Genomic DNA, 12650 nt, shown 5'->3' on the forward strand with positions numbered 1-12650 from the left:
GAAAAATTCTTTTTAATCATCAATTAACTGTCAATTCATAGCCAATATCCCCCAAATAACGCTGTTCGGTTTCCAAGTCTGCGCAGGTCAGCGGGTGCTGTTCCAGCCAGTCATGGGGCAGCTGTAAATCCACACGTTTTTTTCCGGCCGATAATGTAATTGCTGGCATTCCGGATTTAACCCGGCCGCGATGAAAGATAACGGCGAGGCGCAATAACATAGCAAGGCGAACTAAATCGGTATTATCGAGCGGAAAGCTTTTGCTGGGAAAGCGTTTGCGGTGTGCCAGCACTAATGCGGCGAGTTGGATTTGTTCGGCGCGCGAGCATCCGGCGAGATCGACGTTTTGCACTATGTAGGCAGAGTGTTTGTGATAATCGTTGTGCGCTATGTCCAGACCCACTTGATACAAACGCGCCGCCCAACCGAGTAATTTACTGGCGTCGTCAGCGGTGAGCTGCCAGCTTTCTGCCACTTGCTGCAATAAATTGAGCGCGGTTTTTTCTACCGCTTTGGCTTTATCCATATTCACGTGAAAACGCGCGGCGAGCGCATCAACACTCGCCTGACGAATATCGTGATTTTCCAAGCGGCCTTTTTGATCAAACAACAGGCCTTCGCGCAGCGCCCATTCGGCGGCGACCATTTGGCGCAATTCGAGCGCATCAAAGAGTGCACTCAAGACAATCACGCCGCCGAGAAAAACCGGTTGGCGATCATCTGACAATCCGGCAATTTGCGCATCCAGTTTGCCGTGGTCTAAATAAATCGCCATGATTTTTTCCAGCGATTCGAGGGTGATAGTGCCATCGCTCCAACCGTTGGCTTCACAGACTTTGGCGACCGCTTTAATACTGCCCGAGGCACCCAATACCTGTTGCCAGCCAGCTTGTAAAAACTCTTCTTTTACTGGCTCAATTTCTTGCAAGCAGGCAATCAACGCTTTGGTAATTAATTTTTCGGTGACCTTTCCATCCATAAAAAACTTTTTGGTGATGGCGATGCAGCCCATGTTCAAACTTTCTTTCAATTTCGGTTGCATGCCATTGCCGATAATCACTTCCGTGCTGCCGCCGCCTATATCCATCACGATACGATTATCGCCATCGGGCGCTATATCGTTGGCCACGCCGAGATAAATCAGGCGCGCCTCTTCATCGCCGGAAATAATTTCCACCGGATGCCCGAGGCGTTTTTCCGCCTCAATCAGAAACGCACTCGAATCTTTTACGGTGCGCAGGGTTTTGGTGCCGACAATTCGCACGCTGCGCGAGGGATAGCCGCGCAGGCATTCGCCAAAGCGTTCCAGACAGGCAAGCGCGCGATCGCGCGCGTCATCGCTCAAGCTGAGATCTTCCTGCAGCCCAAAACCTAAACGCACAGGTTCGCGCAAACGGTCGAGCAGGGTGAGTTGGCCATTGTCCCAGCGGGCCACAATCATGTGGAAACTGTTGGAGCCGAGATCAATCGCGGCGATATGGCTGGTCTTGCGGTTATTGCTAGAGAGATTGAACATGCGAAAATTCCAAAGCGAACGGCAGGCTTGATTATGCGAGACTTTGGGGAGATTACAATGACAAATTCCGTGCCAAGGCGGATAGCGATAAATTGCGCGCAATAAAAAAGGCGATCATCGCAATGATCGCCTTTATGTAACTTTCATATAACCCAGCGGTTAGATTAGTTCACCACTTCCGGCTTTTCTGCCTGTGCCTGCTCTTGAGCTTGCTGTTGTGCCGCGGTGATCGCTTGCACAAATACTGCATCAAAATTGATAGGAGCGAGCATCAGTGGAGGGAAGCTGCCGCGACCGAGAATGCCATCCACGGCTTCGCGCGCGTAGGGGAACAGAATTTGTGGGCAGGCAGTATTGATCAGCTGGGTCACTGCCGGGCCTTCAATACCAGAGATCGCAAACAGACCGGCTTGTTTCACTTCTACCAAAAATACCGCACGATCTTCAATGCGAGCAGTGATGGTGAGCAACAATACCACTTCAAACAAACCTTCTTCGATTTGGTTGGCCTGAATGTTTAAATCCTGCTGGATATTAGGCTTGTAGGCTTTGGTAAATGCCTCTGGTCCCATTGGGGTTTCGAAGGAGATATCCTTCAAGTAAATACGTTGAATCGCAAATACCGGCGCATCAGCAGCTGCTTGGCCAGCATCTTGTTGGTTATTTTCTTCTGTCATAATGAACTCGACTTGACTGGTTTAGGAATATTTAAAAAGGCGCTTAGGCTTGTGCCAAGAGCGCATCCAACTTACCGGCTTTATCCAGCGCCCAGAGATCAGTGAAGCCGCCGACATGCTGCTCGCCAATCCAGATTTGTGGAACTGTGCGCTGACCGCTTTTGGCCATCATTTCCTGACGCAATTGCGGTTGGCTATCCACGCGAATTTCTTCCACCGCCACACCTTTTTGCGCCAACAATTTTTTCGCATTGACACAAAAAGGGCATACAGCTGTGGTGTACATTTTCACGTGCGCCATAACAAACTCCAAAAAATAACAATGGGTTCTAAAACGATTACTTACCTTTTACCAGTGGCAAATTTTGTGCCTGCCACTCGCCGATACCACCGCCTAAACGGCGCACATCAAAACCTTCTTTGCCCAACAGCCGACCAACGGCACCCGCATGCTGGCCAAGTTTATCCACAAGGATGATGGTTTTGTCTTTGTAGCTGGCCACTTCAGTCGATTCTTTGCTGAGTTTGGCGTAGGGAATATTTAGCGCCCCTACGATATGACCCGCCTTAAATTCCGCGCTCTCACGCAGATCAACAACCACTGCATTGCCATCGTTCACCAGTTTGGTCACTTCGTGGGGAGATACCGGGCGGCCACTTTTAATACGGTCGCGCCAAACATAAATGTAAATCAACACAATCAGGGTGGTGACTAGCAGCCACTCTTGCGAAACAAATGCGATAAAATCCACGATACTTGCCTTTTAATGGTTTGCGGTAAGGGGCTCAGACCGCCCGAAACTGCGCCGCCAGGACAAAAGTGGGGGCAGGCACAGAGATTTCAATGCAAGCCGCCGCAACTTTTTCGGCGCGGGCTAACGGCGCGGGCGATAAGGCGGCGAAGTATACACGATTGCCTCTTACGGTTAGACGCCGGATTGCGCGCGGGCAATCGACCCTATAGTCAGATCCCAATCGCTGCTTTTTTGTTTAAACATTAGAGTTGAGGCGCCCAACCCGCTAGAATGCTTGCCATTCTTGGGTTTCCACCCAAACCATCACCCACGAGGTTGTATCCCTGTGCTGCCACGAGCGGCTGCCGGCATCAACCAATCATGTTCATCCGACATTGGAAGCGATTTATGAGCGCGAAAAAACCTGTAGTTCTGCTGATCCTCGACGGCTATGGTTACTCTGAAAAAACCAAGTACAACGCAATTGCTGCTGCCCACAAACCCGTATTCGATAAACTCTGGGCCAACAACCCCAAAAGTTTGATCGAAACCTCCGGCATGGCAGTGGGTTTGCCCGACGGGCAAATGGGCAATAGCGAAGTGGGACACATGACCCTCGGCGCTGGCCGCGTGGTGTATCAGAACTTTACGCGCATCAATAAAGCCATCAGCGATGGCGACTTCTTTACCAATCCGGTTTATGTAAAAGCCATCGATAGCGCGATCGCCGCTGGCAAAGCCGTGCATATTCTCGGTTTGCTGTCCGAGGGCGGCGTCCACAGCCATGAAGATCACATCTACGCCATGATGAAAATGGCGGTACAGCGCGGTGCCAAAGAGGTATACCTGCACGCCTTTTTAGACGGCCGCGATACCGCGCCGCGCAGTGCGGAAAAATCCCTGCAAAAGGCGCAGGATCTGTTCAAAGAATTGGGCGCTGGCCGAATTGCCTCGATTATCGGCCGCTATTACGCACTCGATCGCGACAACCGCTGGGATCGCGTACAAGCTTGTTACGATGTGATGGTCACTGGCGATGCTGAATTTGATGCTCACACCGCCGTTGAAGGTTTGGCCGCCGCTTATGCGCGCGACGAAAACGACGAATTTGTCAAAGCCACGGTGATTTGCGGTGAAGATGAAGAAGTCGCCACTATTAACGATGGCGACTCAGTGATTTTTATGAACTTCCGCCCGGATCGCGCGCGCGAAATCACCAATGCCTTAATCAGCCCGGACTTCGACGGTTTTGCCCGCGAGCTGCACCCAGAAATCGCCCACTTTGTACAAACCACGGAATACGCATCGAGCATCAATGCGCCTATCGCCTTTCCACCGGTGAGCCTGAGCAATTCCTTTGGCGATTACATATCGCAGCTGGGCAAAACCCAATTGCGCATCGCTGAAACGGAAAAATATGCGCACGTCACCTTTTTCTTCAACAGTGGTAACGAAGTGGTTTATCCCGGTGAAGACCGCATTTTGGTGCCATCACCACAAGTCGCAACTTACGATTTACAGCCTGAAATGAACGCGCCAATTGTGACCGACAAACTGGTCGAAGCGATTGAGTCGGGCAAGTACGATGCGATTATTTGCAACTACGCCAACTGCGATATGGTCGGCCACTCGGGCATTATGGAAGCGGCAACCAAAGCGGTAGAAGCCATCGACATCTGCCTCGGCCGGGTACTGGCGGCGGTAGAAAAAGTCGGCGGCGAAGCGCTGATTACCGCCGACCACGGCAATGTGGAAGAAATGTTCGACGAGGAAACTGGCCAGCCACACACCCAGCATTCCACGCTGCCGGTGCCATTTATTTTCTGCAGTTCACGCAAGGGCACTATTGCGCCCGGCGGTTCATTGGCCGATGTCGCCCCCACCATGTTGCATTTGATGGGTATTCCTCAGCCAGCAGAAATGACCGGTAAGAATTTAATTACCCTCGGTTAATCTGTGCCTAATTGTGTAGGGTGGGTGGAGCGCAAGCGATACCCGCCTGGCATTCACGACCAAAGTTGATGGGTATCGCTAGCGCGCCATCCATCCTACGTTTCCTATCAGATCTATAACAATGATGAATCGTTTGTTTGCATCGATTACCGGAATTATTTTTGCGGGCTTGGTCTGTAGCATCGCCACCTTTGCGCTCGCCGACGAAAAAGCCGAGATGGCAAAACTGCAAAAAGAAATCGAGGCGCTGCAACAAGAATTAAAAAATGTGCAGGGTACTCGTACAGATTTGCAAAAAGATCTGGAAAAGTCGGAAAAACAAATCAACGAGCTGCAAAAGAAAGCGAGCGATATCAACAAGCAGCTCAATGAACAAAACAAAGAGCTGGAGCAATTAAAAAACGAGCGCAGCCAATTAGAGCAGGCGCGCAAAAATCAGCAGGCGCAGATTGCCGAACAAATGCGCGCGGCGCACAAACTCGGCGAGCAGAGTGAAGTGAAGGTACTGCTAAATCAGGAATCGCCCGATCAGTTATCACGCATCATGAAATACCACAGTTACTTCATGGAAGCCCATACCAGCAAGATGCAAGCTTATTTGGATACCATCACCCGCATCGATGCACTCACCCCGGAAATAGAAAAAAAAACGCTTGAATTAGGCACTATGCAAGCCGAGTTGGATGCCCAGCGCGCGCAACTCAAAACCATTCACGGGCAACGTCAGCAAGCGCTGGCAAAAGTGAATAGCCAGCTAAAAAATAAAAGTCAGGAACTCAACCAGCTCAACAATGATCGCCGCCGCTTGCAGGCGCTGTTAGAGCGAGTAACTAAACGTGTCGCCACCACCGGCGCCATCAATTCCCCCAGCTATGTGCCCCTGCCCAAAGGCGGCGAAAAATTCTCGCTGCGCAAAGGCCGCTTGCCCTGGCCAACGCAAGGCAGCATGATTCATCGCTTTGGCAGCGCACGGATTGCGGGGCAGATGAATTGGAATGGCGCTTATATTGCTGCACCTATGGGCAATGCGGTGATAGCGGTGCATCATGGCCGGGTTGTCTTTGCCGATTATTTTGGCGGCCACGGTCTGCTGGTGATTGTTGACCATGGCGAAGGCTATTTGAGCCTCTATGCCCACAACCAAAGTTTATTAAAAAAAGCCGGTGAACCCGTGCGCGCCGGTGAAGCCATCGCCAATGTCGGCAATTCGGGTGGTCAGGCGGGAACTGGTTTATATTTTGAAATTCGCCACAATGGTAAACCCATAGATCCCGGTGGTTGGCTAGCACGCGGTTAATATCTACACTGGCGCCGGAATTATTTTTTGGGGCGGCTGTCATTTTTTTATAGTTTAGCTTAGTGTGCGCCCGCTAAGCCATTCAGATTGCGACCTTTATGTCGCGCTTATTTTTTCAGTTGTTGCGCTATCGGAGACGTTATGTTTCGCGCTGCTTTTACTTTCCCGTTTAAAGCACCTGTTTTTATCAGGTTGGTTGCTCCCTACGCGCTTTTCAGCGTATTGATTGCGCCCGCCCAAGCCGACAACAAAACCAATACTGACGCCGGTTTGTTACCGCTTGAAGAACTGCGCACTTTCACCCGCGTTTACGACCATGTGCGCAACGGTTATGTCGATGAAATCGACGATGCGCAACTGCTCGAATTTGCCATAAAAGGCATGATCGCCGAGCTTGACCCCCATTCAGCCTATCTCGATAAAGAAGCCTTTGCCGACCTGCAAGCCAGCACTTCCGGCGAATTTGGCGGCATCGGGTTGGAGGTCAGTATCGACGAAGGTTTTGTCAAAGTGGTTACCCCAATTGATGACAGCCCCTCGGCGCGCGCAGGCATAGTGTCGGGCGATATTGTTATCCGTATCGACGACCAACCGGTCAAAGGCATGGACTTAACCAAAGCCATCAATTTAATGCGCGGCCCAAAAAATAGCTCAATCAAAATTACAGTGATGCGCGACGGCGCCGATCAACCCATCGATTTTGACTTGGTGCGCGATATCATCAAGGTGCAAAGTGTGCGCACGCGGGTACTGGAGCAGGATTATTTTTATATCCGCCTCGCCCAGTTTCAACTCGATACCGGCAAAGATGTGGCCAAAAAGCTGCGCGCTCAATTAAAAAAGAACCCTGCAACCAAAGGCGTTATTCTGGATTTACGCAACAATCCCGGCGGTGTGTTGCAGTCGTCGGTGGAAGTAGTCGATGCCTTTCTCGACGGTGGCCAAGTGGTTTACACCCAAGGTCGCCTCGACAACAGCAATATCAGTTATAACGCTGAAGTCGGCGATCTCACCCATAATTTACCGCTGGTGGTATTGATTAACGATGGCTCTGCGTCGGCGTCCGAGATAGTTGCCGGTGCGCTGCAAGACCACAAGCGCGCCGTCATCATGGGTACGCGCAGTTTTGGCAAAGGCTCAGTGCAGTCGGTCATCCCAATCAGCAATGACCGCGCGATCAAACTCACTACTGCACTCTATTACACCCCTAATGGCCGCTCGATTCAGGCACAGGGTATTGAACCGGACGTTGATGTAGAGCGGGTGCAAGTCACCGCCATTCAACCGGGTATCAACACCACCGAAGCAGACCTCGCCCGCCATTTGGGCAATAGCAAGGGCGGCACAGAAAGCACCAGTAAAGATCGCGCTAAAAAACGCATCAGCAGCGCCGAGTTACTTAAAGAAGATAATCAGCTACATGAAGCGTTGAACTTGTTAAAAGGGCTGCATATTTTTATCCAGAGTTCACCGCTTGCGGCTAAAACAAATGTTGCACCCATAGCAGCCGACATAGCCCTCGAGCCAGCGCAGTCCACCACGGGCGACAGCGAATAAATTCGCGTGTTAAAACCGAGCGCCCATCGCCTTGCTTTAGGCCTGACCTTGTTCTGGATTGCGACGTTCCTCAGCTTGCCAGTGGTCGCCTCAAATCGTTTGGCAATCATCATCGATGATATTGGCTACAATCTCACCTTAGGCAAACGCACGGCAGATTTAAGCGGCGATTTCACCCTCGCCGTTTTACCCTTTACCCCCCACGGAATCGAACTGGCTGAGCGCGCCCATCGCAGCGGCAAAGAGATCATGCTCCATGCTCCCATGAGCAATCGTCACAACTATCCATTGGGGCGCGGTGGATTAAAGAGCGGCATGCAGCACGGCGAATTTCTTACTGTATTGCGCCACAATCTGGCCAATATTCCCCATATTAAAGGTCTCAACAATCACATGGGCAGCCAGCTGACCGAACAAGCTGAACCCATGAGCTGGTTGATGGAGGAACTGCAGCAGCGGCAATTGTATTTTGTCGATAGCCGCACCAGCGCCCAAACTCAAGCGCTAGCTATGGCGGAAAAGATTCATCTGCCCAGTCGCAAGCGCGATGTATTTTTGGATGATGAACGCACCACCAGCAACATCAAATACCAATTGATTCGCGCCCTAAAGCTGGCACAGCAACATGGCTCGGCAATCGCCATTGGCCACCCTTATCCCGAAACACTGCATGAGCTGGAGCAATTACAACCGCTGCTGGATCAATACCAAGTTCAGCTGGTCAAAGTATCGCAACTGATGACACATGGCGCGCGCCCGCTGAACAATACAAAACAGACTCGCTGTATCGCCCCACCCATGGGTCTCTGGCCACAAATTTGGCTACCGATTGACCCATTCTCGCTGGATTTAGTCATCAAACCCCTAAAAATGGCGCATTAAATTTATAATACTTACTATTGGTTATAAAAAAACAGTTGTAAAAGACCAACTAAATCTAGCCGGTGGCTCTCAATGGTGTCTATAATCACCATGGGTGATATTTGATCAACCACTGAAGGATTCGATTTCAGGAACAGATGCGAGGAGTTGTATATGGCTACATCAAACAGAGCGGGCGAGCAGGGTTCAGTACCTTCGCGCCATGGTCGCTACCTGCAAAAAGATGGCTACTGGTACTACACCACCCGCGAAGGGGTGGATATAGGTCCGTTTGATAGCCGCGACGACGCAGAAATTGGCGTTGGGGAATTTATCGACTTTATTCAAGCGTCCGAGCCAAAAGTATCGGACATGCTAAAACAGTACCGCGCGGCCTGAAGTACGCTTTAGGCCGGTTACAAAAGGGGCGCTCACTGAGCGCCCTTTTTGTATTTTAATGGTGTGTTTTTGCAACAAGCCTTACAGCCGCACCTCAATTCCCTGAGCGCGCATAAACGCTTTCGCCTGCGGCACAGTGTATTCACGAAAGTGAAAAATACTGGCCGCCAGCACCGCATCGGCGCGGCCTTCAGTTACCCCATCACACAAGTGCTGCAAATTGCCCACACCGCCGGAGGCTATAACCGGAATCGGCACCGCATCGCTGATCGCACGGGTTACCGCCAGGTCATAACCTTTTTTGGTGCCGTCGCCATCCATACTGGTAAGCAGGATTTCCCCGGCGCCAAATTCCGCCATTTTGATCGCCCACTCCACCGCATTAATGCCGGTAGGTTTACGCCCGCCGTGGGTGAAAATCTCCCAGCGCGGCGCTTCACCATCCACACTGACCTTTTTCGCGTCTATCGCCACCACTATGCACTGGGCACCAAAACGATCCGAAGCCGCTTTCACAAACTCCGGGTTGTAGATAGCCGCCGAGTTGATGCCGACTTTATCAGCACCGGCATTGAGCATGGTGCGTATGTCATCCACGGTGCGAATACCACCGCCAACCGTGAGCGGGATAAACACTTCGCTGGCGATTTTCTCCACCGTATGCACGGTAGTATCGCGCCCTTCATGGGTGGCGGTGATATCGAGAAAAGTGATTTCATCGGCGCCATCGTCGTTATAGCGCTTGGCGATCTCCACCGGATCACCCGCATCGCGGATACCGACAAAATTGACGCCCTTAACCACACGGCCATTATCGACATCGAGGCAGGGAATAATGCGTTTTGCGAGTGCCATAAATAACTCTTAACTAATCAAACGTTGGCTTTTAAAGGGAATCGTTCTGGGTGTTCGATCATTTCTTCAGTCAGATCCACATCCATATCGGGCCAATAAAAATGACCGGGGCTTTGTTCTTGCACATTTAAGATAGCTCCGACCGATTTATCTTTGAACCAAGGGAAATCGTCGTAAGTCATCAGCAGCTCTTTGTTGTGAGCTAACAGCCAAACGCCATGTGCTGATATATGCGTCACTTCAACCGCCGAAATGTTCTTGCCAAGCGTTGATAAGCTCATGGTAATGAACCTCAATTAAGGACTCGATTTCTTTCAATTGTAGGCGCGAAAACCGATGATTACGCGCCAGCTCAATCTCTGGTTTTAGCCAAAACTTTGCTTCACCATCGGCTGCCACTACGTGGACATGAACTCGCTCTTCTTCCCGTGAGAAGAAGAAAAACCGGTAGCCATTTTCCCTAAAGACTGTCGGGCTCATGTATAAAATCCCCTTATTGGTCGCAATAAGCCTGCGCTTCCGCCATGGTCAAGGTGCCTTCGTAAATCGCGCGGCCAGTGATGGCGCCACAAATACCCTTATGGGCTTCGGCTTTAAGTGCGCGGATGTCATCCATATTGGTCACACCGCCTGAGGCGATAATCGGGATGCTGGAGGCCTGCGCCATGGCCACAGTTGCCTGCACATTCACACCCTGCATCATGCCGTCGCGGGCGATGTCGGTGTAGACGATGCTGCTCACACCGTCCTGCTCAAAACGCTTGGCGAGTTCAGATGCTTGAATATTGGACACTTCTGCCCAGCCGTCAGTCGCGACCCAGCCGTCTTTGGCATCTAGCCCGACAATAATGTGGTCGGGGAATTGTTTGCACATATCGGTCACAAATTGCGGCTCTTTGACTGCTTTGGTGCCGATAATCAAATACTGCACGCCGGCATTGAGGTAGTACTCGATGGTTTCCGCATTGCGAATACCGCCGCCAATTTGGATCGGCAGATTGGGGTAGGCTTTGGCGATAGCAGTAACCACACCGCCATTCATCGGCTTGCCTTCAAAGGCGCCATTCAGATCCACCAAATGCAACCGGCGACAACCCTGCTCGACCCATTGTGCTGCCATCGCGACGGGATCGTCGGAGAATACGGTGGAATCATCCATCAAACCTTGGCGCAGGCGTACACATTGGCCGTCTTTTAAATCAATTGCGGGGATAATCAGCATTTCAAAATCTCATGTGGGGGCGCTGCTTGCTGCGCCCTGATAATCGTTGGTATTTGGGGTCTGAATAACAATTGCGTATTTTGGGCGCAGCAAGCGGCGCCCCCTACAATTTCGCCCGTAGGAGCGCTGCTTGCCGTGCCCTAATTACGGCCATCCCAATGTAAAAAATTCTTCAACAGCTGCAGCCCTGCGGTATGGCTCTTTTCCGGATGGAACTGCGCCACAAACAAATTGCCGCGCGTTAGTGCCGCATGGAACTGGATGCCATAGTCACAAGTCGCGGCGATTAAGCTGGCATCTTCGGTGATAACACAATAACTATGCACAAAATAGAATCGTTCATCCTGCGCTATACCGGCCCAGAGTGGGTGATCATTGTGATGCACCTGATTCCAGCCCATATGCGGCACTTTTAAATGTGCACCTGTGCTGTCGGTGTGGTTTTCGCCGAAGAAGCGCACTTTTCCCGGCAAGATACCGATGCAATCGACGCCGCCATTTTCTTCGCTAAAGTCCATCAAGGCCTGCATGCCCACACAAATCCCCAGTACCGGTTTGCCGGTGGCGATCTGCTCGCGCAGCAGTTGATCAAAACCCAGGCGCTTGATTTCGGCCATGCAGTCGCGGATTGCGCCTACACCGGGGAAAATCACCCGATCAGCCGCTGCCACCAGGGCGGGGTCAGCGGTGACTAGCACCTGCTGCTCTGGCGCCACATGGCTCAGCGCACTGGCCACCGAGTGCAAATTGCCCATGCCGTAGTCGATCACAGCAACGGTTTGCGCTTTACTCACTTGGCTCATGACTTAGAGGCTACCTTTAGTTGAAGGCATAATGCCTTCCATACGCGGATCTTTTTCCAGCGCCATACGCAGGGCGCGGCCAAAAGCTTTGAACACGGTTTCGATCTGGTGGTGGGCATTGTGGCCGCGCAAGTTATCCACATGCAGAGTTACACCGGCGTGATTGACAAAGCCTTGGAAGAACTCCCAAAACAGCTCCACATCAAACTGGCCTATGCGCTTTTGGGTGAAGGGAATCTGCATTACCAAACCCGAGCGGCCGGAGAAGTCGATCACTACCCGCGACAGGGCTTCATCGAGTGGCACATAGGAGTGGCCGTAGCGGCGAATACCTTTTTTATCACCAATGGCCTTGGCGATGGCCTGGCCGATGGTGATGCCTATGTCTTCCACTGAGTGGTGATCGTCGATATGGGTGTCGCCGTCACAAGTGACGTCCAGATCAATCATGCCGTGGCGGGCGATCTGATCCATCATGTGCTCCAAAAAGGGCACACCGGTATTAAACACACCCTTACCTGCACCGTCTAAATTGAGGCTGACGCTGATTTTGGTTTCCAGTGTGTTACGGGTAACTTGAGCAATGCGATCTGACATGCGGAACTCCATCAAACCGGAAAATGTCCGGCGGCACATAATAAAGCGCGAATTATATAGACTCGGGGCGCCAAATTCACGGAAAGCCGCGCTATTAGGCTGATTGTTAAGTTGCCATACAGATAATTTCTCCCAAAATTCTCATCCATGCGTTACAAACTGGCACAAGAGCAGTATCT

General features: G+C 51.5%; 15 protein-coding genes. 5 read left to right on the top strand and 10 right to left on the bottom strand.

Annotated elements, in window-relative coordinates; genetic code table 11:
- Window positions 1–19: 19 nt before the first annotated feature.
- The 4 genes from AC2CG4_RS14035 to AC2CG4_RS14050 form a co-directional block, all read right to left on the bottom strand.
- Window positions 20–1516: a Ppx/GppA phosphatase family protein gene (locus tag AC2CG4_RS14035; protein ID WP_484486861.1), complete on the bottom strand. Its 1497-nt coding sequence runs from the start codon at window positions 1514–1516 to the stop codon at window positions 20–22.
- Window positions 1517–1680: 164 nt separating this feature from the next.
- Window positions 1681–2193: a protein-export chaperone SecB gene (secB, locus tag AC2CG4_RS14040; protein ID WP_484486862.1), complete on the bottom strand. Its 513-nt coding sequence runs from the start codon at window positions 2191–2193 to the stop codon at window positions 1681–1683.
- Window positions 2194–2236: 43 nt separating this feature from the next.
- Entirely contained in the window at window positions 2237–2494 is a 258-nt protein-coding gene (gene grxC, locus AC2CG4_RS14045; RefSeq protein ID WP_484486863.1) for a glutaredoxin 3, read from the bottom strand.
- A 37-nt stretch (window positions 2495–2531) separates the two neighbouring features.
- Window positions 2532–2945, bottom strand: coding sequence for a rhodanese-like domain-containing protein (locus AC2CG4_RS14050; RefSeq protein ID WP_484486864.1), 414 nt, complete (start codon window positions 2943–2945; stop codon window positions 2532–2534).
- Between the two features lie 390 nt (window positions 2946–3335).
- On the opposite strand from AC2CG4_RS14050, the gene gpmI reads away from it, so the two are divergent.
- The 5 genes from gpmI (at window position 3336) to AC2CG4_RS14075 (ending at window position 8994) form a co-directional block, all read left to right on the top strand.
- Window positions 3336–4880: a 2,3-bisphosphoglycerate-independent phosphoglycerate mutase gene (gene gpmI / locus AC2CG4_RS14055; RefSeq protein WP_484486865.1), complete on the top strand. Its 1545-nt coding sequence runs from the start codon at window positions 3336–3338 to the stop codon at window positions 4878–4880.
- Window positions 4881–5001: 121 nt separating this feature from the next.
- Complete coding sequence (locus AC2CG4_RS14060; RefSeq protein WP_484486866.1) at window positions 5002–6177, top strand: murein hydrolase activator EnvC family protein; 1176 nt, start codon at window positions 5002–5004, stop codon at window positions 6175–6177.
- A gap of 141 nt (window positions 6178–6318) precedes the next feature.
- Window positions 6319–7734: a S41 family peptidase gene (locus AC2CG4_RS14065; RefSeq protein WP_484486867.1), complete on the top strand. Its 1416-nt coding sequence runs from the start codon at window positions 6319–6321 to the stop codon at window positions 7732–7734.
- 6 nt (window positions 7735–7740) lie between these two features.
- Entirely contained in the window at window positions 7741–8616 is an 876-nt protein-coding gene (locus tag AC2CG4_RS14070) for a divergent polysaccharide deacetylase family protein (protein WP_484486868.1), read from the top strand.
- A 153-nt stretch (window positions 8617–8769) separates the two neighbouring features.
- Window positions 8770–8994, top strand: a complete 225-nt coding sequence (locus AC2CG4_RS14075) for a DUF6316 family protein (protein ID WP_484486869.1) — start codon at window positions 8770–8772, stop codon at window positions 8992–8994.
- A gap of 81 nt (window positions 8995–9075) precedes the next feature.
- Here the strand turns inward: AC2CG4_RS14075 and hisF are convergent, their stop codons facing one another.
- From hisF to hisB, 6 genes are all read right to left on the bottom strand, one after another.
- Window positions 9076–9849: an imidazole glycerol phosphate synthase subunit HisF gene (gene hisF, locus AC2CG4_RS14080; RefSeq protein WP_062060081.1), complete on the bottom strand. Its 774-nt coding sequence runs from the start codon at window positions 9847–9849 to the stop codon at window positions 9076–9078.
- Window positions 9850–9866: 17 nt separating this feature from the next.
- The gene (locus AC2CG4_RS14085; RefSeq protein ID WP_484486870.1) at window positions 9867–10130 is read right to left on the bottom strand and encodes a DUF2442 domain-containing protein; all 264 of its coding nucleotides are present in this window, start codon (window positions 10128–10130) and stop codon (window positions 9867–9869) included.
- Complete coding sequence (locus AC2CG4_RS14090; RefSeq protein ID WP_484486871.1) at window positions 10090–10329, bottom strand: DUF4160 domain-containing protein; 240 nt, start codon at window positions 10327–10329, stop codon at window positions 10090–10092. The genes AC2CG4_RS14085 and AC2CG4_RS14090 overlap by 41 nt, the downstream gene beginning before the upstream one ends.
- A gap of 13 nt (window positions 10330–10342) precedes the next feature.
- Window positions 10343–11071, bottom strand: coding sequence for a 1-(5-phosphoribosyl)-5-[(5-phosphoribosylamino)methylideneamino]imidazole-4-carboxamide isomerase (gene hisA, locus AC2CG4_RS14095; protein WP_484486872.1), 729 nt, complete (start codon window positions 11069–11071; stop codon window positions 10343–10345).
- A 140-nt stretch (window positions 11072–11211) separates the two neighbouring features.
- The gene (gene hisH, locus AC2CG4_RS14100; protein ID WP_484486873.1) at window positions 11212–11874 is read right to left on the bottom strand and encodes an imidazole glycerol phosphate synthase subunit HisH; all 663 of its coding nucleotides are present in this window, start codon (window positions 11872–11874) and stop codon (window positions 11212–11214) included.
- 3 nt (window positions 11875–11877) lie between these two features.
- Window positions 11878–12471: an imidazoleglycerol-phosphate dehydratase HisB gene (gene hisB, locus AC2CG4_RS14105; RefSeq protein ID WP_484486874.1), complete on the bottom strand. Its 594-nt coding sequence runs from the start codon at window positions 12469–12471 to the stop codon at window positions 11878–11880.
- Window positions 12472–12650: the final 179 nt, after the last annotated feature.

It is taken from the genome of Cellvibrio sp. ATLC23 (assembly GCF_057196725.1).

Excerpts from the sequence above, each read along its gene's own strand:
- hisF (WP_062060081.1), bottom strand. The coding sequence starts at position 9,849 with ATGGCACTCGCAAAACGCATTATTCCCTGCCTCGATGTCGATAATGGC.
- secB (WP_484486862.1), bottom strand. The coding sequence starts at position 2,193 with ATGACAGAAGAAAATAACCAACAAGATGCTGGCCAAGCAGCTGCTGAT.
- AC2CG4_RS14085 (WP_484486870.1), bottom strand. The coding sequence starts at position 10,130 with ATGAGCTTATCAACGCTTGGCAAGAACATTTCGGCGGTTGAAGTGACG.
- hisB (WP_484486874.1), bottom strand. The coding sequence starts at position 12,471 with ATGTCAGATCGCATTGCTCAAGTTACCCGTAACACACTGGAAACCAAA.
- grxC (WP_484486863.1), bottom strand. The coding sequence starts at position 2,494 with ATGGCGCACGTGAAAATGTACACCACAGCTGTATGCCCTTTTTGTGTC.
- AC2CG4_RS14075 (WP_484486869.1), top strand. The coding sequence starts at position 8,770 with ATGGCTACATCAAACAGAGCGGGCGAGCAGGGTTCAGTACCTTCGCGC.
- gpmI (WP_484486865.1), top strand. The coding sequence starts at position 3,336 with ATGAGCGCGAAAAAACCTGTAGTTCTGCTGATCCTCGACGGCTATGGT.
- hisA (WP_484486872.1), bottom strand. The coding sequence starts at position 11,071 with ATGCTGATTATCCCCGCAATTGATTTAAAAGACGGCCAATGTGTACGC.
- hisH (WP_484486873.1), bottom strand. The coding sequence starts at position 11,874 with ATGAGCCAAGTGAGTAAAGCGCAAACCGTTGCTGTGATCGACTACGGC.
- AC2CG4_RS14090 (WP_484486871.1), bottom strand. The coding sequence starts at position 10,329 with ATGAGCCCGACAGTCTTTAGGGAAAATGGCTACCGGTTTTTCTTCTTC.
- AC2CG4_RS14035 (WP_484486861.1), bottom strand. The coding sequence starts at position 1,516 with ATGTTCAATCTCTCTAGCAATAACCGCAAGACCAGCCATATCGCCGCG.
- AC2CG4_RS14060 (WP_484486866.1), top strand. The coding sequence starts at position 5,002 with ATGATGAATCGTTTGTTTGCATCGATTACCGGAATTATTTTTGCGGGC.
- AC2CG4_RS14065 (WP_484486867.1), top strand. The coding sequence starts at position 6,319 with ATGTTTCGCGCTGCTTTTACTTTCCCGTTTAAAGCACCTGTTTTTATC.